Source organism: Pseudobacillus badius, from assembly GCF_002189605.1.
GTDB classification, from domain to species: domain Bacteria; phylum Bacillota; class Bacilli; order Bacillales; family Domibacillaceae; genus Pseudobacillus; species Pseudobacillus badius.
The window spans coordinates 19,732-41,389 of record NZ_MWMM01000008.1 but is presented as its reverse complement, the minus strand read 5'-3'; the positions used below and the strand labels follow the sequence as shown (position 1 = coordinate 41,389).

18 protein-coding genes and 1 other annotated feature are annotated in these 21,658 nt (G+C 46.0%); of the genes, 5 read left to right on the top strand and 13 right to left on the bottom strand.

Going from position 1 to position 21,658, the window contains the following annotated elements:
• Positions 1-50 precede the first annotated feature (50 nt).
• From B1A98_RS13460 to thpR, 3 genes are all read right to left on the bottom strand, one after another.
• Entirely contained in the window at positions 51-827 is a 777-nt protein-coding gene (locus tag B1A98_RS13460) for a phosphotransferase family protein (RefSeq protein ID WP_063383692.1), read from the bottom strand.
• A 228-nt stretch (positions 828-1,055) separates the two neighbouring features.
• On the bottom strand, positions 1,056-2,033 hold the full coding sequence (locus tag B1A98_RS13455; RefSeq protein ID WP_063383691.1) for a nuclease-related domain-containing protein: 978 nt from the start codon (positions 2,031-2,033) through the stop codon (positions 1,056-1,058).
• 6 nt (positions 2,034-2,039) lie between these two features.
• Positions 2,040-2,594, bottom strand: coding sequence for an RNA 2',3'-cyclic phosphodiesterase (thpR, locus tag B1A98_RS13450; RefSeq protein ID WP_063383690.1), 555 nt, complete (start codon positions 2,592-2,594; stop codon positions 2,040-2,042).
• Positions 2,595-2,758: 164 nt separating this feature from the next.
• Between thpR and cysK the strand changes: the two genes are divergently transcribed.
• Positions 2,759-3,688, top strand: coding sequence for a cysteine synthase A (gene cysK / locus B1A98_RS13445; protein WP_041097855.1), 930 nt, complete (start codon positions 2,759-2,761; stop codon positions 3,686-3,688).
• Positions 3,689-3,737: 49 nt separating this feature from the next.
• Here the strand turns inward: cysK and pepV are convergent, their stop codons facing one another.
• Positions 3,738-5,171 (bottom strand): dipeptidase PepV, encoded by a 1,434-nt coding sequence (gene pepV, locus B1A98_RS13440; RefSeq protein WP_063383689.1) that lies wholly within the window; start codon positions 5,169-5,171, stop codon positions 3,738-3,740.
• 323 nt (positions 5,172-5,494) lie between these two features.
• Here pepV and B1A98_RS13435 point away from each other — a divergent pair, with 323 nt between their 5' ends.
• On the top strand, positions 5,495-5,716 hold the full coding sequence (locus B1A98_RS13435) for a DeoR family transcriptional regulator (RefSeq protein WP_041097857.1): 222 nt from the start codon (positions 5,495-5,497) through the stop codon (positions 5,714-5,716).
• Positions 5,717-5,775: 59 nt separating this feature from the next.
• Here B1A98_RS13435 and B1A98_RS13430 read toward each other — a convergent pair whose 3' ends face one another.
• The 3 genes from B1A98_RS13430 to B1A98_RS13420 all read right to left on the bottom strand — a co-directional run bounded on the left by B1A98_RS13430 (position 5,776) and on the right by B1A98_RS13420 (position 9,106).
• Positions 5,776-6,495 carry a pseudouridine synthase gene (locus B1A98_RS13430; RefSeq protein WP_063383688.1) on the bottom strand — a complete coding sequence of 240 codons (720 nt, stop codon included), beginning with the start codon at positions 6,493-6,495 and terminating at the stop codon, positions 5,776-5,778.
• A gap of 17 nt (positions 6,496-6,512) precedes the next feature.
• Positions 6,513-7,415: a DMT family transporter gene (locus B1A98_RS13425; RefSeq protein WP_063383687.1), complete on the bottom strand. Its 903-nt coding sequence runs from the start codon at positions 7,413-7,415 to the stop codon at positions 6,513-6,515.
• Between the two features lie 71 nt (positions 7,416-7,486).
• Positions 7,487-9,106 (bottom strand): putative polysaccharide biosynthesis protein, encoded by a 1,620-nt coding sequence (locus tag B1A98_RS13420; protein WP_063383686.1) that lies wholly within the window; start codon positions 9,104-9,106, stop codon positions 7,487-7,489.
• A 317-nt stretch (positions 9,107-9,423) separates the two neighbouring features.
• Between B1A98_RS13420 and B1A98_RS13415 the strand changes: the two genes are divergently transcribed.
• The gene (locus tag B1A98_RS13415) at positions 9,424-10,677 is read left to right on the top strand and encodes a BaiN/RdsA family NAD(P)/FAD-dependent oxidoreductase (RefSeq protein ID WP_063383685.1); all 1,254 of its coding nucleotides are present in this window, start codon (positions 9,424-9,426) and stop codon (positions 10,675-10,677) included.
• Between the two features lie 34 nt (positions 10,678-10,711).
• Here B1A98_RS13415 and B1A98_RS13410 read toward each other — a convergent pair whose 3' ends face one another.
• From B1A98_RS13410 to B1A98_RS13395, 4 genes are all read right to left on the bottom strand, one after another.
• Positions 10,712-10,867: a YpzG family protein gene (locus B1A98_RS13410; protein WP_082028148.1), complete on the bottom strand. Its 156-nt coding sequence runs from the start codon at positions 10,865-10,867 to the stop codon at positions 10,712-10,714.
• A 245-nt stretch (positions 10,868-11,112) separates the two neighbouring features.
• The gene (locus B1A98_RS13405) at positions 11,113-11,418 is read right to left on the bottom strand and encodes a rhodanese-like domain-containing protein (RefSeq protein ID WP_063383684.1); all 306 of its coding nucleotides are present in this window, start codon (positions 11,416-11,418) and stop codon (positions 11,113-11,115) included.
• A gap of 16 nt (positions 11,419-11,434) precedes the next feature.
• Positions 11,435-13,846 carry a leucine--tRNA ligase gene (gene leuS / locus B1A98_RS13400; protein ID WP_063383683.1) on the bottom strand — a complete coding sequence of 804 codons (2,412 nt, stop codon included), beginning with the start codon at positions 13,844-13,846 and terminating at the stop codon, positions 11,435-11,437.
• Positions 13,847-13,891: 45 nt separating this feature from the next.
• Positions 13,892-14,122, bottom strand: a binding site (T-box leader).
• Positions 14,123-14,171: 49 nt separating this feature from the next.
• Entirely contained in the window at positions 14,172-15,368 is a 1,197-nt protein-coding gene (locus tag B1A98_RS13395) for an MDR family MFS transporter (RefSeq protein WP_041097865.1), read from the bottom strand.
• 209 nt (positions 15,369-15,577) lie between these two features.
• Here B1A98_RS13395 and mnmL point away from each other — a divergent pair, with 209 nt between their 5' ends.
• On the top strand, positions 15,578-16,537 hold the full coding sequence (mnmL, locus tag B1A98_RS13390) for a tRNA modification radical SAM protein MnmL/YtqA (RefSeq protein ID WP_063383682.1): 960 nt from the start codon (positions 15,578-15,580) through the stop codon (positions 16,535-16,537).
• Between the two features lie 19 nt (positions 16,538-16,556).
• Here mnmL and B1A98_RS13385 read toward each other — a convergent pair whose 3' ends face one another.
• Positions 16,557-16,742 carry an H-type small acid-soluble spore protein gene (locus B1A98_RS13385; RefSeq protein WP_041097867.1) on the bottom strand — a complete coding sequence of 62 codons (186 nt, stop codon included), beginning with the start codon at positions 16,740-16,742 and terminating at the stop codon, positions 16,557-16,559.
• Positions 16,743-16,846: 104 nt separating this feature from the next.
• Positions 16,847-20,812, bottom strand: coding sequence for a tetratricopeptide repeat protein (locus tag B1A98_RS13380; protein WP_063383681.1), 3,966 nt, complete (start codon positions 20,810-20,812; stop codon positions 16,847-16,849).
• Between the two features lie 117 nt (positions 20,813-20,929).
• On the opposite strand from B1A98_RS13380, the gene mnmM reads away from it, so the two are divergent.
• The gene (mnmM, locus tag B1A98_RS13375; RefSeq protein WP_063383680.1) at positions 20,930-21,502 is read left to right on the top strand and encodes a tRNA 5-(aminomethyl)-2-thiouridylate-methyltransferase MnmM; all 573 of its coding nucleotides are present in this window, start codon (positions 20,930-20,932) and stop codon (positions 21,500-21,502) included.
• The last annotated feature ends 156 nt before the right edge of the window (positions 21,503-21,658 follow it).

Genomic DNA, 21,658 nt, shown 5'->3' with positions numbered 1-21,658 from the left:
CCTCATTCAAAAATATTTCGTTCAAACCATATCATGCTTATCTTTCACATTCAAGACAGAATATGCGATAAATCATAAAAGCCCTCTTTCATTTCCCGCAGGCGGCCGGTTTCCTTGTTCCATTGAATCGATAAAAGTGTTTGAACCAGAACATACCACTTCATTCGCAAGGCAAGGTGCGGTGTATAAACAAGACCATATTGAGCCAGCCAGTCTTCCCAGCGGCTTTCTTCAATATATGTGTATAGCATCATCCCGAGATCCACAGCCGGATCAGCAATTAAAGCTCCGTCCCAGTCAATTAGATATAGCTCATCTTCCTCCGACAGCAGCCAATTGTTATGATTAATATCGCCATGGCAAACAACGTATTCCCCGTGACCGACCTCCGAAAGCTGGCCTTGGAGAAATTGAAGGGTCCTTTGAACATCTTCATGGTTTTTTATTTCTTCATCAAGCTGCTGCTCAATTTCGGCTAGGATCATTTTCGGCTCCATTGGCTCTTTTCCCAGCTTTTCGAGCATGGACAACAGCGGCTGGGAAGAATGAATTTTGCTCATCAGCCTCGCTACCCGGCTGTCCCCCATTTCGACCGGGGCAAGCTCACGGCCTTTCAGCCAATGCTGGGCTGTGATTACATCTCCATTTTCCAATCGTTTTGTCCAGATCAGCTTAGGAACAATCCCTTCAACCGACAAAACGGCCAAAAAAGGAGACGAATTTCTTTTTAAGAATAATTGCTGTCCTCCATGCTTAGCTGCATAAGCCTTTCCCGTTGCTCCGCCGGCTGGAGTGATTTCCCAATCTTGTCCAAGTAAGTGTTCCACCGTTAGTCACCTTCATTTTTGTTTGGCTCGTTCCAAGCCCGAATAAAAAAGACAGCTATCGATGGATCATAACAATAGCTATCTTCGTACTATGACAGGATTTATTTTTCATCTGCCATTTACGCGTTCATTTTAAAAGTTACCTCATATTTTATCACGAAATACTTTGTTCGGCTAGGTATTTCGCGCATACTGGCAAATAGCCGGTTTATGGAAAGAAAGCTTTCATCAGTCTTCTGAGTCCTCTGTTTCATGGAGAAACAAAAAATCACTGTCCTCATCCCACTCCGGACGGCGGATGCTCGTGGTCTGCCCAAAATCCAGCACACTCTTTGCCGCTTTCAATTGCACCGTTTTTAAAGGAGAAGGCATGCTCCTCATTCGGGCAAGCCACTCCGAAAACATTCGGCTGTCTAAAATATCCAACCCAAACGGCGCACCCGGATAGTCCACAAAGCCATTGCGGCATACGATTGCTTTTCTGATGGGAAAATCCAGCTGTTGCCGCTGAAATAAGTTTTTCAGCACAGCCTCCATTCGGCTAACAGCAATCGCAGGGTTCAGCACCCGTCCTTCTTCCTTGCCATTCCGCTTAGCCCAAAAGTGATCCGCAGACCCAATGTAGACGGCCTGGTCTTCTTCTTCCAGAAACGTAAGACACCAGGCTTCCGTCGGTGTCAACACCAGTACGTCCAGCTCCATTGGTGCTTTCTTTAGCTGGAGAACTGGTTCATACAATAGAAGAAAGCTATCCGGAAGGCGCTGCATTAAAAATCTTAGCCGCTCATCCTGAAAATACCGCGGATCAATATATGACTTTTCTCTTACCGTCGAACTGGCCCATTTCATTTGAAAGGTAAAAAGCTGATCGAGAAACTTGCGCTTTAGCTCTTCAAGATTGGCTGCTGAACCGATATCGATGCTTTCAAACATAGAGGGCTCTTCCTCTTCAACAGCAGCCGATTCCTCTGCTCTTCCGCGCCAAAAAAAGGACTTTAGCTTTTGCATTACTTTTTTGTCTTCGTTCTCTTCTTCGGGTTCTTCAGGCAGGAAGAATGCTTCCTCTTCCTTTCGGCGGTTCTGCTCCCAAAATCGCCTTATGCTCTCCCACTGCTGTTTTTTCAGCCGGGCAAAACGGGAGGGGTAATGAAAAATATCTGTTTCATATCTGGAAATATAGTCCTGTAGCTTAATCAACTGCGCCATGTTTCTTTATTCCTTTCCCTTACCTGTATGTAATTGAATTATTTGCTTTACTTTATATTTCGGACTCTTATCCAAATAAGTTTCGTATAAAACGACAGTTTCTGCTAAAAATTTTTGATTGACCTCTAACTGCGGGAGTTGAAAGAGCGATTCACCCTTCCATTTTCTAGCTAGTGTGATGTGTGGACGAAATGGTCTGTTATCGATGCTGAATCCGGCTTCCCGGCAGGCAGAGCTGACAGCTGATTGCAATGTATCCAGCCGCTGTTCCTCCTTTATCCCTGCCCAAAAAATACGCGGCTCGGTCTTTTTTCCGAAAACGCCAAGAGAATTGATGACAAGCGGAAAGGCTTCCATTTCCTGTACTGACGAAGCAACAAGCGAACGAGCTGCTTGCAGCTGCTCTTCGTCGGCTGATCCCAAAAACGCCAGCGTAAGATGCAAATCCTGCTCATGCACAAACCTTGCAAATGGAAGCTGTTGTTTTTGAATGCACTGATGCAGTGATTGTTTTAATTCATTCGGCAAAGGAAGGGCGAAGAAATAATGATTTTGGCTCATGTTAGCTACCCCTTTATAATCGATTTTCCATCTATTTTACCAAATATGCCAGCGGTTTCACAAATGGGCCAAAAACATTGAATTCCTCTCTGTATTGATTGGATTAATACGAATTAATGTGATAATAATAGAAGTAGGAAAAAGAGAAGAAAGGATGAGCAGCAATGAAAACAGTGAACAATATCGCTGAATTAATTGGAGATACGCCCCTTGTCAAACTAAACCGTCTCGCCCCTGAGCATGGAGCGGACGTTTATTTAAAACTGGAATTCTTTAACCCGAGCAAAAGCGTGAAAGACCGGGCCGCCTTCAATATGATCATTGAAGCCGAAAAAGCAGGCCTGTTAAAGCCTGGCGCCACCATTATCGAGCCAACGAGCGGCAACACAGGCATTGGCCTGGCGATGAATGCGGCTGCCAGAGGCTATAAAGCCATCTTAGTCATGCCCGATACGATGACAAAAGAGCGGATCAATCTTTTAAAAGCTTATGGAGCCGAAGTTGTGCTGACACCAGGCGATCAAAAAATGCCGGGAGCGATTCACAAGGCTGAAGAGCTTGCCGAAAGCATTCCCAACAGCTTTATTCCCATGCAATTTGACAATCAAGCAAACCCGGACGCCCATCGGAAAACAACGGCTGTAGAAATCCTGGAAGCGGCAAAGGAAATTGGCAAAACTCTCGGTGCTTTTGTCGCTACCGCAGGCACAGGCGGCACCATCACCGGCACAGGTGAAGCGCTGAAAGAACATATTCCCGGATTAAAAGTACATGTAGTGGAGCCAGCCGGTTCGCCAGTCTTATCCGGCGGCCAGCCCGGCAAGCATAAATTAGTCGGCACAAGCCCCGGCTTTATTCCAAATACGCTCAACGAAAAGGTATATGATCACATTTACCGGATCAAAGATGAGGAAGCCTACGAAATGGTGCACCGTCTCGCCCGGGAAGAGGGAATCCTTGTAGGGCCGTCTTCAGGCGCCGCTTGTTACGCAGCTATTCAAACCGCAAAAACCTTGACGAAGGATGACATGGTTGTATGCATTGCCTGTGATACGGGTGAACGCTACTTATCCAGCGACTTATTCCAATCATAAACAACGATCCCTCTTTCAACAAAATGAAAGAGGGATCGCTGTTTATAGCCTATACTAATGAAGATTCTCCGGCCAGCTCCCAAATCGCTTGGGCATAAATCGCTGTCGCTTTCAGTAAATCTGCAATGAACATATATTCATCCTTTTGATGGGCGACATCCTCCCGCCCAGGAAACAGAGCACCAAAGGCAACCCCGGTTTCCAAGCTGCGCGCATAAGTGCCGCCACCGATGGACAGCAGCTCTGCTTTCTCTCCGGTTTGCTCTTCATATACTTTGCAAAGGGTTTCAATAAACGGATGATTTTGATCCACGTGATGAGGAGCGCTGTCAGAGAAGTTTTCAATTCCAAACCTTTCCTCTGCAAGCCGCTTTGTCAGCAGCTCTTGCTTTTCCTTCAGCGGGAATGTAACCGGGTAGCGCATATTCAACCCGAGACGGCCGCCGGTTTTTTCATTAAATAACAGCTTTCCTACATTGATCGTCAAATCTCCGGTGATCTTGTCCGAGTAATCAATCCCTAACTTCCTGCCGCGGGATTCCTCAAAGAAAAACCGGCTCGCAAACCCGAAAAACTGGGCCGCTTTCTGATCAAGCTCCCTCCCGGCTAAAAATTCAGCCAGATAAAGTCCGGCGTTTTTTCCAAGATCCGGCTCCATTCCATGGGAAGAAACCCCTTTTAATTCTAAAATCAGCTTTCCGTTGTCGATATGGAAGCGGCCGTCTAATCCGTGCTCCTCCACAAATGCCCCGTAGCTTTGAATCACCTCTGTTTGCCCCTGTTGGACGGTGACTGCTGCTTTGGCATAATCCGGCACCATATTATACCGTCTTCCTGATTCAAAAGAATGGACGGTCATTTCTTCGGATGGCTTATGAACCTGCTCATCGGCTTGCTGGACAACATCAAAATCAGCAATTCCTTTTTCCGCATAAATAATTGGGAAATCAGCATCCGGCGCAAAACCGACAGCCGGCATTTCTTCGCTTTCAAAGTAACGGTCCACACAGCGCCATTCACTTTCTTCATCCGTGCCAATGATCATTCGCACGCGTTTATGCAGCGGCAGCCCTAGCTCTTTAATAATTTTCATTGCATAGTAAGCAGCCATTGTCGGTCCTTTATCATCAATGGCCCCGCGTCCGAATATTTTCCCGTCCTTTATCTCTCCTCCGAACGGATCGGTTGTCCAGCCATCGCCTTCCGGCACCACGTCTACATGGCACAGAATGCCGACAAGCTCCTCGCCTGAACCAAATTCTAAGTGGCCCGCGAGATTGTCCACATTTTTCCCGGCAAATCCGTCTCTCTCCCCAAGCTCCAGCATGAAATCAAGCGCTTCCTTGACCCGCTCGCCAAGTGGGGCTGACGCGGTTGCTTCTTCTTCATTTAACACGCTTTTAATAGCGATTAACGATTGCAAATCATGAAGGAGTGCTTCTTTCCTCTTCTCTGCTTCAACTTGCCAATTTATTTCTTTCATTGACTTCTTCCTCCCATCCGTCGTTTTCTTTATTTTACCTTTATCTCTCAGGAAAAAGAATGGATAACTTCCAATAAAACCTTACTTTATTGTTAATTTAGTGAAAAAAAGGGTAAATAACATATGAAGTTTTAAAAAATCAAGCATTTTTTCTAGAAAAATAAATATAAATGAGGTAAAATACAATTGTCAGACATCTTATACACTTAAGTAAAGGAGCTGTCTGCGGGACATTAACTACATAGTCAATGAGAAGCATGAAACTTCTCGCTCACCGTCGTCTGTTGTATTGCCTCTGTGAAAAAAGATGAGGGAGTGGTTATTTGAAACCTTCAACAAATCGGATGCTAAATCGGATCAAATCAGTCTATATGTTTATTAAAGAAAACGGGACTGTTTCGACTCAGGAAATTGTGGATGAATTTGGTATCACTCCTCGCACCATTCAAAGAGATTTGAATGTGTTAGCTTACAACGACTTGGTCATCAGTCCAAGCCGCGGCAAGTGGACAACGACACAAAAGAAAGTAAGAATGACTTCATGAACAAGCCCCTGCCTTAACTGGCAAGGGCTTTTTTTGTTGCAAGTTGGATAAATCCCAGCTTACTCTTTTCCTCCGCTTTTCAAGAGGGCAACTTCCTCCTCTGTCAGCTCCCGGTATTCACCGAGATTTAACTCTTCATCCAGTTGAAGCGGTCCCATGGAGATTCGCTGCAAATAGACAACTCTCTTGCCAACAGCTTCGAACATTCTTTTCACCTGATGGAATTTCCCTTCAGTAATGGTCAGTTCAATATCTGAACGCAGACCGCTTTTTAAAATGTTTAATTCTCCCGGCTTGGTCAAATAACCGTCATCTAACGTCACGCCCTGTTGAAAAGCTGCTGTATCTTCTTCCGTGACCTCTCCCTCGATAACAGCGAAATAGGTTTTAGGCACATGCTTTTTTGGAGAAAGCAGCTGATGGGCGAGAACTCCATCGTTTGTCAGAAGCAGCAGCCCCTCCGTATCTTTATCAAGACGCCCCACCGGAAACGGCTGGAACACCGCGTGATCCGCTTCAAGCAAATCAACCACCGTTTCATCCTTCACATCTTCTGTAGCTGAAATAACACCTGGCGGCTTATTCATCATCAAATAAATAAACTCCCGGTAATATACTTCTTCATCGTAGAGCATTATCCGGTCTTTTTCTGGATCAACGTGCGTCTTTGCGTCTTTAACGGCTTCTCCATTGACCGTGACTGCGCCAGCCTTTAACAGCTGTTTTACTTCCTTGCGGCTTCCATAGCCGATATTAGCCAGCAATTTATCAATTCTCACTCAGATCCCTCCATTGATCATTTTGCCCGTGACAGCATCAGGACGGTTACGATAATACAAACGGTGCCGAGCCACTCTCCAAATCCAAATGGAACACCTAACAGAAAAACAGATAAAAAGACAGCAGACAACGGCTCCGCACAAGCTAAGAGACTCGTTTCCGAGGCACGCAAATAATGAAGGCTCTCTAAATAAAAATAAAAAGCGAGCAAAGTGCCGAAAAGAATAACAAAACTAACAGCCGCCACTGTCGCAAAGGACATTGTTCCTTCGAATTTCCATGGCGGGTGGACAAAGCTGAAAAAGACGCCGGCTACCGTCATAGCCCAGCCAACTACTAATATAGATCCCCATCTCTTTAACAGCTTGAGCGGATACAAAGTATAAAAAGCAAGCGCCACAGCTGAACTCAGCCCCCAGAACAAAGCCGTTCCCGAAATAGTCAGCTCATTAGGATTTCCCCCTGTAACAAGAAAAAACGTCCCTAATACCGACAGCAGAACCGCAATGATTTCTTTTCCAGCCGGTCTCGCTTTTGAACGGATGGCAAGATACAAAACGATCAGCACCGGAGCCAAATATTGGAGAACCGTAGCAGTAGCTGCATTTCCGCTATTAATGGCCGAAAAGAATGTATATTGAACGCCCAGCATGCCGAAAAGACTGAACAACACGAGTGACGGCCAGCTGAAGCGATCCTTCCACATATCAAAGATCGACTGCTTTTCTTTTACTGCGGCAAAAAGCAGCAGCAACAATCCGGCTGCCAGCAATCTCGCTGTGACTAGCCACTCTACCCCGACTCCCTGCTTTTGAAAAAGAAATTGGGCGATCACGCCTGATGCGCCCCAAAACAAGGAACTGGCAAGAACCATGATAATCCCCTTTGTTCTTGATGAATAAGCAAGATCTTTCTCCATCTTTTTCCTCCTTTCTTCCCAATGAGAAAAGCAGTTTCCTTAGAAAGGAAGCCTGCTTTTCTCACGAATCATTAAGCTTTTGCTCTTTTAAATTTATTTTTCAATCCGTTAAGCCGTGTGCCGAACAAAGCATCGGCAAGCCCGCTGCGGAAGCTTAAGAAGAAATATACGGCCGCACCGGCTATGGCGCAAATAGCAATCAAAAGGGTACTTTGTATTTTGCTGTCTGCATTGAACAGCGGATGCATCACAAAGTATAAGAGCAATACCGCTGCTGCCATAATGATATTATACCAAGCAATTTGGCCAATCTTTCCAGCAATAGAGCGAAGCGAATAATCGGCATAATACCTGATAACAAGTAAGTTAATAAGGATGGAGGCACCGTATCCGATCGCTGTCGCATAAATAGCGCCTTCTCCTTGAAAGAGCTTAATCAGCGGGATATTAAGGGCCAGCTTCAGCAAAATGCCGACCAGCAAGCTGAATACTGTAAAACGCTGCTCATTAATCCCCTGCAAAATGGCGGCTGTGACAGTGAATAACGCAAACAAAATAGCCACTGGCGCATACACCCGCAAAATATCTGTGCCGAGGCTGCTATGCTCATAAAAGGCGGTATAGAATGGCTCGGCCAGCAACATAATGCCGACAACGGCCGGAACAGTTAAATACAAAAGGACTTGAAAGGTCTGATCCAGCTGTTTTTTCACTTTATCCGAGCTCCCGGATACAAATGAGCTAGTGACAAGCGGCACAAGTGTCATCGCAAAAGCGGTAGCTAATGAAACGGGAATAATAACAATTTTTTGCGTACTGAAATTAACAATTCCAAAGACGGTATCCGCCACTTTCGCTTGGCCGATTTCTGCCATCGCCCGGTTAAAGGTGACCGTATCAACCAGTTGATAGAGAGGGATCGCAATACCAACGAAAATAAATGGAATAGCGTAGACAACAATCTCACTGTAAATATCAAACAGCTTGACATCGGCACTGCTTTCATCCTTCTCAAGCAGTTCATTTAAATGATGTTTACGCTTTTTCCAGTACCAAAACAAGACAAGCAAACCGAACACTGCACCGACAAAAGCCGCAAAGGTCGCTACACCGATCGCATGCACCACAGTGCCGTTAAAAACGTTCAACACAATATAAGCGCCGGCTAAGAGAAAGATAATGCGGGCAATTTGCTCAACAACCTGAGAAACGGCGGAAGGCCCCATGGATTGATGCCCCTGGAAAAAGCCGCGCATTAAACTCATAAATGGAACAATGATGAGAGCGAAACTGACTGCGCGAATCACGTAAGCCACTTCATCGACTGTATAAATTTGATCTTTATCGACAACCATAATGCTAGCGAACCATGGTGCACAAATGTACATGGTCAGAAAGGCTAGAAACCCTGTAATCGACATAATGACAAGGCCGGATTTAAACAGCCGGCGGCCGACGGCATACTCGCCGAGAGCATTGTATTTGGCGATAAACTTAGACACTGCGAGCGGCACTCCCGCCGTTGCTATACTAATAAAGATCGTATACGGCACATAGCCATATTGATAAAGTGACGTCGCTTCTTTTCCAACAATCGAATAAAATGGTATAACATAGAACAATCCAAGAAACTTGGAGATAAATGTCCCTAATGTTAGAATAAACGTTCCCCTGATAAGCTTCGAAGACATAAAGATTCCCTTTCTATTCCATTAAAATAAATACAAACGCTAAAAATCAGTTTACCTCTTTCATACCGTTCAGGCAATTTATTAGGCAAAAATTTTCGCTAGTATGTAACAAAATAAATAATTAAAGGAATGAACGATGCGTTTGTCATAGCCGCCATTTTGGCCGCTGCCGCTCTCGTATTGGCCTTCTTCCTCCCCTCTAATAAAGAAAAAACTGCTTAAGAGAATCTTTAGGGTCCCCTTTTTTCTATGATTGACAACTAGTTAATAAATCAACTACTATGAAAAGAATTGTTCAGGAAAGAAGGGAGCTTATAATGGAGTATGATGTAATTATTGTTGGAGGCGGTCCTTCCGGTTTAATGGCGGCCATTGCAGCCGGTGAACAGAAAAAGCGCGTGCTGCTCGTCGATAAAGGCAGCAAGCTTGGAAGAAAGCTCGCCATCTCGGGCGGCGGCCGCTGCAATGTAACTAACCGCCTTCCTGTTGATGAAATTATCAAGCATATCCCCGGCAACGGCCGTTTTTTATACAGCGCCTTCTCCGTATTTAACAACGAAGATATCATCCGCTTTTTTGAAAATCTCGGGATTGCTTTAAAGGAAGAAGATCATGGCCGCATGTTTCCGGTAACGAATAAAGCCCAGTCAGTCGTTGATGCTCTCCTGAATCGGATGCAGGAGCTAAACGTGGAAGTAAGAGTGAATACGGCCGTGGCTGATTTGCTGTTCGAGAACGGCCGCACCGCCGGCATCATGCTGCGTGACGGGCAAACGATCCATAGCCGCGCTGTCGTTATTGCTGCAGGCGGCAGTTCCGTTCCTCAGACAGGTTCGACAGGGGATGCGTATCCCTGGGCGGAAAAAGCCGGTCATACAGTAACAGAGCTTTATCCAACTGAAGTGCCGGTTACTTCACAAGAACCTTTTATTAAAGAAAAGAAGCTGCAAGGACTTTCACTTCGCGATGCAGCCGTCAGTGTCTTAAACCTTAAAGGCAAACCGATTATTACCCACCGGATGGATATGATCTTCACCCACTTCGGGCTGTCGGGACCGGCCGTGCTTCGCTGCAGCCAGTTCGTTGTGAAAGCACTGAAGAAAAGCAAGACTGGCGACGTATGGATGGCAATCGACTGCTTGCCTGATAAACGTCAGGACCAATTGTTTCGCGAGGTGCGCGAGCTGCTTGCCGCTCATCCGAAAAAATCAGTAAAAAACAGCTTGAAAGGACTGCTTCCGGAGCGTTATTTGCTGTTTTTGCTTGAAAGAGCGGAGATTGATGAGGAAGCGCCAGGCAACAACATCAGCATAGAAAAGCTGCGGCAATTTGTCCATCTATGCAAGCACTTCCGCTTCTCTGTAAATGGCACCTTGCCGCTTGAAAAAGCCTTTGTTACCGGCGGCGGCATCTCCATTAAAGAAGTTGATCCGAAAACAATGGCGTCGAAAAAAATGCCCGGCTTGTTTTTTTGCGGAGAAGTGCTCGACATCCACGGTTACACGGGAGGATATAATATTACTTCCGCACTCATTACCGGGCGGCTGGCTGGTTCAAATGCCGCCCAATGAAAAAAGCAGAGAGACCTTCTCTCTGCTTTTCGTATTAACAAAACCGGTTTTCATTGGAGACACTCTGATTAATCCGCGTCCGCAGGGACACTTCCGTGTGGCCGTTCACCTGGGAATTCGTACGTTTCGGCCTCGTCCAATTGTGGTGAAACTTCTGAGAAGTCGGATCAAGCCAATGTTTTTTGCTCATTATCCTCACCTCACCGGAAATTTGTCAACAGGTATTCACTAGTGAATACCTGTTTAGCTTGTGTTAAAAAAATTGAAATATGTCGTTTCTTTTGAGCGAGACCCCTCTTCTTGAAAGTTGGCGGCTCAGGAGATCCTTTCCATGCCGCACGCTTTAACTAAGATCGCCTTTCTCCTCCCAATATGTTCCAAGTGCTATTCATAAAAAAAGCTGCTCCCTCCTATTAGAGGGAACAGCAGGCTGCCTTATTCTGTTTCTCCGGTCCAGTCAAGCATGCCGCCTGTCATATTGCGCACTTTAAATCCTTGGTCACGCATATAATAGCAGACATTTTCGCTGCGGCGCCCGGAGCGGCAAACAAAAATATACTCCTTCTCTTTATCAAACTGATCTAAATGCTCAGGGATCGTTCCCATAACGATATGTCTTGCTTGCGGAATCTTGCCGCCGGCTACTTCCTCTTCTTCCCGAACGTCAACGACTTCAAGTTTTTCCCCATTTTCTAACCTTTGCTTCAGCTCTTCTGCAGTAATCTCTGGAATTGGCTCCATCTGTCCCATCCTTTCTTTAGTTCGCTACGATATTAACAAGCTTTCCTGGTACCGCAATAACTTTGCGGATTGTTTTTCCGGCAATTTGCTCTTGCACCTTCTCTTCATTCATAGCCAATTGTTCCATTTCTTCTTTTGTGGCTTCTTTGGAGACCATCAGTTTCGTTTTCATTTTGCCGTTTACTTGAACGACAATTTCCACTTCATCATCAACAAGCTTAGACTCATCATATGTTGGCCATGGCTCGTAGCTGACTGTGCCTTGATGCCCAAGTTTTTCCCACATTTCTTCTGCCAGATGCGGAGCAACCGGGGAAAGCAGCTTAACAAAACCTTCGACATATTGTTTTGGAATGGCATCCGCTTTATATCCTTCATTAATAAACACCATCATTTGCGAAATAGCTGTATTGAAGCGCAAATGCTCGTAGTCTTCTGTCACTTTCTTCACGGTCTGATGATACACTTTTTCCAAATTATTTCCAGATGCCGTGATTTTATCGCTTAACTCACCATTTTCTTGAATGAACAAGCGCCAGATGCGGTCAAGAAAACGGCGCGCGCCATCCAGGCCGGTTGTAGACCAGGCAATCGAGGCGTCAAGCGGTCCCATGAACATTTCATAGAGACGAAGTGTGTCCGCTCCATGGCTTTCAACGATTTCATCAGGGTTGACCACGTTCCCCTTCGACTTACTCATTTTCTCATTATTTTCACCAAGAATCATGCCTTGATTAAACAGCTTTTGGAACGGCTCTTTCGTATGAACCAAGCCAATATCGTATAGAACTTTATGCCAGAAACGAGCATACAGCAAGTGAAGAACCGCGTGCTCGGCTCCTCCGATATAAATGTCAACCGGCAGCCATTCCTTCAGCTTGTCCTTATCAGCAAGCGCTTCTGTGTTATGCGGATCGATGAAGCGTAAATAATACCAGCAGCTTCCCGCCCATTGCGGCATTGTATTTGTTTCACGGCGGCCTTTTTTGCCGGTTTCCGGATCGACCACATTCACCCACTCATCAATGTTGGCAAGCGGTGACTCACCTGTTCCGCTCGGTTTAATTTCTGTTGTAACCGGAAGCATAAGCGGCAATTCCTCTTCTGGCACTGTGCTCATTGTGCCGTCTTCCCAATGGATGATTGGGATTGGTTCACCCCAATACCGCTGACGGCTGAACAGCCAGTCACGCAAGCGATAGGTCACTTTCTTAGTGCCAATGCCTTTTTCTTCAAGCCACTCAATCATTTTCTGAATAGCTTCCTCTTTATTCAAGCCGTTCAGGAAATCAGAGTTAACGTGCTCGCCATCTCCTGTATAAGCCTCTTTGTCAACCTCTCCGCCAGCAACAACTTCCCGAATCGGCAGATTAAACATTTGAGCAAACTCATAGTCGCGTTCATCATGCGCCGGAACAGCCATAATTGCGCCGGTTCCGTAGCTCATAAGCACATAATCTGCAATCCAGATCGGCATTTTTTCGCCATTGGCTGGATTGATGGCATAAGCACCGGTAAACACACCGGTTTTTTCTTTCGCAAGATCCGTACGCTCCAGGTCGCTCTTTGACTTGATTTTATCTAAATAAGCGGCAACAGCATCTTTTTGTTCATCAGTTGTGATTTGGGCGACAAATGGATGCTCAGGCGCCAAAACCGCGTATGTAGCCCCGAACAGTGTATCAGGACGCGTAGTAAATACAGTAAATGTTTCCTCATGCCCGTCGATTGTAAAAGTGACTTCTGCGCCTTCTGAGCGGCCAATCCAGTTGCGCTGCATGTCTTTAATGCTTTCAGGCCAGTCAAGCTCTTCTAAATCATCCAACAAACGATCCGCATATTCGGTGATTTTCAGCATCCACTGCTTCATCGGCCGGCGTTCCACCGGATGGTCGCCCCGTTCACTTTTGCCATCAATAACTTCTTCATTGGCAAGCACCGTGCCAAGTGCCGGGCACCAGTTAACCGCTACTTCATCAATATAAGCCAAGCCTTTTTTATATAGCTGAAGGAAAATCCATTGCGTCCATTTATAATATTGCGGATCGGTTGTGTTAATTTCCCGATCCCAATCATAAGAAAAGCCGAGGGATTTAATTTGGCGGCGGAAATTATTAATATTTTGTTCCGTAAATTCTGCCGGATCATTTCCCGTATCCAATGCATATTGTTCCGCTGGCAAACCGAACGCATCCCACCCCATCGGGTGAAGAACGTTATATCCTTGCATCCGCTTCAGGCGCGATAAAATATCCGTTGCTGTGTACCCTTCCGGATGGCCTACATGAAGCCCTGCACCGGATGGATAAGGAAACATATCAAGCGCGTAAAATTTAGGCTGATCTTTTTGTTCAGTTGTTTTAAAGGTTTTATTTTCTTCCCAGTATTGCTGCCATTTCTTCTCAATCTGCTGATGATTGAAACTCATCTGTAACACCCTTCCCTGTTGAATATTAAAAAACTCCCGCCCCATAATTGGGACGAGAGTATAGTTCCCGCGGTACCACCCAGATTAGTGCCTTTTTTAATAGGCACTCTGCTTTATGTCTTTAACGCGGATCGGCGGCAGGCACTACCTGCTGACTTCCAGCGTTCGCACCTGCGATTCCAAAGGCGAGTTCATGGGATTTCGGACTGGCTTGCACCTTCCGCCAGCTCTCTAATACCGAAAGTCGTCACTACTACTCCTTGTCATCATCTTTTGCTTATTCAATCTACGACTATTTTAGACAAAATTATCTGCAGTTGCAAGCTTAAAGAGAAGAAATGGAAGGAGATGGCACTTCTTTGTTCTTTTTTAACGGCCGGTCATAGACGATGGTCAATCCAAGACTGATGAACAAGAAAGCAATCAGGGTGATAAATAATACCGGCATGCCGTATAAATCAACAAGAACTCCGCCGAGCACCGGTCCAAACATCCGGCCGGCTGTTGCCGTACTGTTAACAATCCCCTGATAAAACCCTTCACGCCCCTTTGGCGACAACTGGCTCGCCACTGTCGGAACAGCCGGCCAAACGAACATTTCACCGATAGTTAAAATAAGCATCGCTGCTAAAAAGCCTTTAAAGTCATTTGCAAATGCCGTGATACCGAATGACCCCATGAAAATCAGAATGCCAATCACGATTTGCTTTTTCAAATTATCCTGGAAAGCCCGGACGAAAAAGTTTACGAGCGGCTGGCCAAAAACAATTAACAAGCCGTTAATCGTCCAAAGCAAGCTGTAATCCCTTAAACTGATATTGACCTCCTGCGTGTAATTGGCAATCGTAGACTGCCATTGTACATACCCCACCCAGCAAAGCATATACGCTGTACATAATATAAACAGGGCCGTCAGCTTGCTGCGGCTCTTCACCTTTCCGTTTTCGGCGATCACATTTGTCTGAGCCCCGGTCACATTCGCCATTTGGCGGTAACCGAACACCGCGATAAAAAAGAATACAGCAAACATGGATAAATTGGCTGCAAAAATATAATTAAATGAAAAAGAAGCGACAAAACCGCCCATGGCCGAACCGAGGGCTACTCCAGCATTTTGCGAAATATAAATAGCGTTAAACGCCCGGCGCCCTCCTTGCGGCCAAACCGCGCCGACCAATGCATAGACAGCGGGAAAAATCACTCCTGATCCAAAACCGACAATTGTCAAGAAAACAACGTAATAGGGCCAGTCATGCCACATCGTCATGCCGGCCATCGCAACTAAGTTCATTCCTGCTCCAAGCAAAATCGTCCGGTAGCCGCCAAGCCTGTCAAACAACGCTCCGCCGAGCAAATTGCCGACAACGGTAGCACCAGCATTCAACATTAAAACAATCCCTGCCACCGACAAGGATTTTCCTAACTCACCATGTATGTAAATGGTGTTAAGGGGCCATAAAAATGAAGCACCTGTCACATTAATCACCATGCCGATCACCAACAACCAAACTGCTTTTGGCATACTGCATCCCCTCCTGTTTTCTAAATTATTTCGAGTTCCAAAATAGTATTCTAGAACGTTCAGTTAAATTTTTCAAGCTGTTTGCCGAACTTAAAATTCTGACTAATCCTTCCTTGTATCAAACTCGCTTTTACGGGCTCATTCATGATAAAATTTTCTTTATGCTGACGCTGTGAATTAGCTTTCAGGAGAGAGTGAGTTGAATAAAAATGAATCCGTTTCCTTATGCCAATGACACTAAACGCTATCATACATGGAATTACCATTTGCGCAAGCAATTTGGGCATAAAGTATTCAAGGTTGCCTTAGACGGCGGTTTCGACTGCCCGAACCGCGACGGCACGGTTGCCTTTGGCGGCTGCACCTTCTGCAGTGCAGCCGGATCAGGCGACTTTGCGGGACAGCGGACGGACAGCCTGGAAAAACAGTTTCATGAAATCAAAGAAAGAATGCACCGCAAATGGAAGGATGGCAAATATATGGCTTACTTTCAAGCCTATACAAATACCCATGCTCCTGTAGATGTTCTTCGGCAAAAGTATGAAACCGTTCTCCAACAAGAAGACGTCGTTGGTTTATCGATTGCCACGCGTCCAGACTGCCTGCCTGATGATGTGGTTGAGTATTTAGCGGAGCTCAATGAACGAACTTATTTATGGGTGGAGCTCGGCTTGCAAACCGTTCACGAAACGACAGCCAATCTCATCAACCGGGCACACGACTTTTCCACCTATGCAGAAGGAGTGGAGAAGCTTCGCAGGCATAACATCCGCATCTGTTCACACATTATTAACGGTCTTCCTCTTGAAACACCAGAGATGATGATGGAAACAGCTGCCGCGGTTGCTGCTCTTGATGTGCAGGGCATAAAAATCCATTTACTTCATTTGTTAAAAGGCACGCCGATGGTCAAGCAATATGAGAAGGGGCTGCTTGAGTTTTTATCGCTTGAAGAGTACGTTCACCTTGTTTGCGACCAGCTGGAGGTTTTGCCGCCTGAAATGGTCATCCACCGCATTACCGGGGATGGACCGATCCAGCTGATGATCGGTCCCATGTGGAGTGTAGATAAATGGACCGTTCTGAATGCCATCGATGATGAATTAAAGCGGCGTGAAAGCTGGCAAGGAAAAAAATATAAAAAGGCCGGTCTCGCATCCTTATACTAGGATGCAGGACCGGTCTTTTTCATTCGTTCTCTTCTACTAGGTCTTTTACAGCCACTTGTGTTCTTTCTTCCAAGGGACCTCTTAAATGTACCGTTGCCATTTTTTCATCCTCATGAAGCTGGTCAATCCAAACAGAGACTCCTTGAAATGTTACATCGATATCTGCGGACGAGGAAAGAATTTGCTTTGCGCGCTTTATGTCCATCCTGTTTACCTCCTCAATAAGTGAATAAGCTTATTTTTCGAAGGCAGGAACATTTTATACATTCAAGCACCAGAGACTTTCTTGATTTATGAACAGGATAAATATTAGCATGTCTCGAGCTCATGCAACAGCTCTTCCAGAACCGCTTCATCCGCCATCGTTTCTTGAAGCTGGCCGACTGCGCGCTCATACATCTCTTCAGGTATTTCTCCCAACGCGCTCCTCGCTTTCTCCTTCTCTTCCAGCTCAAGATAGGCAAGAACTCTTCCGGCATATCCTTCTGCTTTATATGGAGCGGTCTTTATCAGTTCTTCATATTCATGCAGGGCTTGCTCCAGCTCGCCAAGGAATAGAAATGAATCGGCCAGCATATCGCGGACATCTCCATCAGAAGGATGGCGCTTTTTCAGCAAAAGCAACTGTTCGTTTGCTTCCTTCAGATATTTTTCTTTCCCGTTTTCGATTCCATAACTCAAAGCGGCCGCAGCCGCTTTCAAACGGAAATCATCGTCATCACGGCGCTTCAAGTACAGCTTCAGCACTTTTATTGCTTCATCCAGCACTTCTCTTTCTATATAAAAAGCGGCAAGCTGGTTGTAGCTTTCAGCATGATCGGGGTTCAGTTTGATCGCTTTTTCATAAAGGGCAATCACGGCACTTATCAATCCAATGGACTTCAAGCCGCCGGTAAGCTTTTTCCATAATCCAGGCTCTTCCTCCGGCAACTCTTCCACATATGGTGCGAGAGCGGCACCGCTCTTGCCGTAGACAAGAGCTTCATCCTGCCGGGATAAAGCCATTCCCTTAATGAATTTATCAATTTTCAGGAGTTTTTTGGTGCTGTGAAGAGCTTTCATCCATGGCTCATATAAACGATCATTGGAGGGATCTTCTGATATAAGCGCTGTTAGCAGCTCTAACGCTTTCTTCGTTTGGCCGTTGTCAATATACAGCTCTGCTAGTCTCGCTTTCAAATGGATAGACTCCTCTTTTTCAAGCAAGGAAATAGCTTTCTCGGCGCTTAACACTTCACTCAAAGCCTCCAGGCGCCAATCTTCATCAATTCTTCCCTTTAAATCAACGAGATGCTCGGTTAATTTCTGCTGTTCTGCCGGCGAAGACATCATCTCAGCCAGCTCTCTTATATCACAAGCTTGCGGAATAGCTTTAAAGACACGGAGCCGGTATTTTTTAGCTTCGTCCATCTTCTCTGTTTCCTCATACAACTCTGCTAGCTCCTCGCTGGCGGCTGTAAAATCAGGATCGATAGTCAAGCATTCGAGTAAATGCTGCTCAGCAAGCGAATATTCTTCCACCCTGCGATACAACTTGCCGAGCCGGTAATGCGGAAACGTATGGCGGCTGTCAAGCTGTACCGCTTTAAGCAAAAGCTTTTCAGCAAGAGACCAGTTTTCCAGCTCTTCATGAAAAATCGACTCATAGCAGTACACATCACTGCGCGGATGCTGGCTGCGGAGCCTTTGCAAGAAAGTGAGCGCCCGGTGGACAAATGGCGTGTTCTCTACACACTCGACATAGAGCGAGAGAAGGTCCTCCAAGCCCCCTCCTTTCATTAAACCGATTTCCATCAGCTCCAGCCCAATGTCCTTCTTCGGGTCCTCGTCCGTTTCCGCAAGGATCATAGCGCCAGCTCTTACATAGACATCCGGTTTTTGATAAGATTCGGCATAACCGCGAATAACTTTCTCAGCCCGCGGCCAATCTCCCTGCTTAATAATCGCCTCCGCCTCATACACAGCAGCCAGCATCTCACCATCAGCATCCAGCTTAGCTGCTTGCTTATAGGCTTCCTCCGCGTGACTGTAAAGCTCGCGGCCCATTCGCGTATGGCCGATATATAACCACAGGATCCCTGTTTCCTCTTCAGGAACAGCCTCCTCCGCTCCTATTCGCAAATAAACCTCGGCACGTTCCCATTTTTCTTCTCCCATACGGATTTCGGCTATGCGCAGATAAGGATACGGAACAGCCGGATTCATCTCCATCGAGCGCTTCAGCCATTTGATGGCCTCCCTGTGATTGCCGGCCTCCATATAACAGCGGCCGACTTCGTAGACATAATAGTGATCCTCTGGATATTCTTCAGACAGTTTTTTAAATGCAGCCAGCGCCTCTTGAACGGCACCTGATTCGAGTAAAATAAGGGCATGGGTCAGGCGGATAAATTCCTCTGTTTCCTCTTGCTCAAGCGCCACAAGTGACCATTGGTGAGCCAATTGAAATTGTGAAAGCTCAGCGCAGCAGCGTGCTAAGTAAGCATAAGCAGAGGGCTGAAAAGGATCTTTCTCAATTGAACGCTTTAAATGAAAAATTGCCTGTTCTGCCTGGTCGTTTTGATAATGCACGACTCCTAATAAAAAGTGCGCATAAGCATTTTTTTGTTTTACCTGTCCCATGGCAGCTTGAAATTTTTCATCCGTTTGATCATGCATGTAATAAGAATGAGCAATCAGCAGCTGGATATCCTCATCGTTCTCGCCAAACCGCTTGTTTACGCTTTCGATCCACTTATCCAAAAATGGCTTCGCTTTCTTATGCTGGATCATCGTTAGGCCAATAATGGAGGAAAAGATTTCATCGTCATTCGCTTCTAAATAGGAGAGAAATTCATCGACCGTCCCGTCTGCATCTTGCTCCATTTTCTCTAAGTAAACAAATAGCCGCTGAAAAAACTGATGAGCGTCCGAATCCAATGTTTCAAGCACTTCTTTTTTCTCTTCATGAACGAAAGCGATGGAAAGCCGGTCTTTTAACCGGTAAGCGTGCGCCATTTCTTCATAAGGAATAAGGAGCATCTCCAGCTCATTCGGATCTTGGACAAGCAGCACGCCCAATCGGTCATCATATCCGACAACAAGCTGGACATGCGAGCTGTGTTCAATCAGCAGATCTAACATGACGGGATAGCCGGCATCGATCAAATGCTTATATTGTTCAATGGTTCCTTTAAAGAAGGTGGCAGAAAAGCCAAGCGATGACATGTACTCAATAGCAGTCATCAGGTTGGAGCCGGTTCCCTCAAAAACCTGTTCAGCAATCTCATCTTGTGATAAGTTCCTTTGAGCCGCTTGCAGCATCATGGACAATGTAGCCGGCACACAATAATTCAGCTTTTGCCGGATCGGCTGGATAGAGATTTGCCGGTGAGCACCGTCGGGGTGAATGGTCCGCTCATGAAACACCGTCTTTTGCAGCACTGTTTGATGGGTGGACATCCATGCCTGCAGCTCCTCCCATTTTTCCAGCTTGTAAAGCGCTTCTGCTTTTAAATAAGTAAAGTAATCCCTATTTTCATGGAGAGGATACTCTTCGTTCAAGTGATCTACATGATCAAGAATCGCCTGAAAGTTATTCATCAGCCGATAGCTGCGCATCTGCTCAAGCTGAAACACAGGATGCTCGGGGAATGCGGCCGCTCCTCCTTGCAGGGCGCGCAACGCTTCTTCGTGATTTCCTTGCCGCGACAGAAGTTCAGCATAGACGAGCCAGCTGACATCCCCGCGCTCCTTGAAAGTCAAGTGAAGCCCCTTTTTCACTTCCTCCTCAGCCCGATCCCAGTCATTTGCCTCCATGTAAAAATCAGCGCGTTGATCCGGCGACAGAACCCCGCCTTCTTCCTCAATCAGGTGAATATATTCTTCAGCTTCCCGGTAACGATGGAGCTGGCAAAGGGCTCTTGCAAGCAAAAGCCAGGCTGCCGTTTTCTCTTTGATTGTGAGAGGCCGTCCTTCTTCAGCGAACAATCGCTGTTTCATTCTTGTTTCAACTTCCAAGCTCTTTCCCTGCTCAAGCAAACTATGACAATACCAGGAAAATGTGCGGACGGAGCGAAAGCGCTTGTCAGCAGCTGTTGCCAGCAAATTGCTGTAACGATACATTTCCCCGGAATCAGCCAGCCGGATTAAACGGTAGTACTCGCTTTCTGTTTCAATTTGTGCAAGCCACTCTCGCAGCGCACGGTAGGATCTTTTTGTCCGGAGCTGCTGGATAACAGCTGTCAAATCGGCAGCTGTTTGCACATCGGAAGGTTTCATGGAAACTTTATTCACGAGGCCACTCCCTTTCTCTTATTCTATAGATTACATGCATTATACCAACAACGGTTCATTTTAGGTATAATCATCAAAGGATATCTAACGATTTCTTGTAGAAAGAAGGGAAGATAGATGAAGATGGAAGGAATTCTGCCGTTTGCCCGCCTTCTGCTGGAAAAAGCGGTAATTAAGGGCAGCGCAGCTATAGATGCCACTGTCGGCAACGGACATGATACTGTATTTCTAGCCAGGCTGGTTGGTGAAGAAGGACGGGTATTTGGCTTTGATATTCAGGAAAAAGCTCTGATTAATACGACCAGCCGGCTCAAGGAACAAGGACTCAACGAACAGGTGACACTATTTGACCGCGGACATGAGCAGGCTGCTTCTTGTATTCCTCCCGAGTGGAAAAGCCGGCTGACAGGAGCTGTCTTTAACCTTGGCTATTTGCCAAAGGGAGATAAGTCCATTGTCACCAAACCGGAGACAACAATCGCTGCTGTAAAGCAAATTTTTGAGATGCTTGTCCCCGGCGGCATCATTGTACTTGTGATCTATCATGGACATGAGGAGGGAAGGGAGGAAAAAGAAAAACTAATCGACTTTGTGGAAAAGATCGATCAGCAAAAGGCGCACGTGCTTCGTTATGAATTTATCAATCAGGCAAACAACCCTCCTTTTATTCTTGCTATCGAAAAAAGATAAATTCAGGAAAGAAGCCACTCTTATCCAGGCAAAATAAGCAGGCGCAAGCATAAGATGCTTGCGCCTGCTTATTTAAACCCTCTTACCTCGCCGCAGTCTCTGTCTGTCAGCCGTTTTCATACAAGAAGCCGATGAGTTTTTCAAATAGGCTGCAAA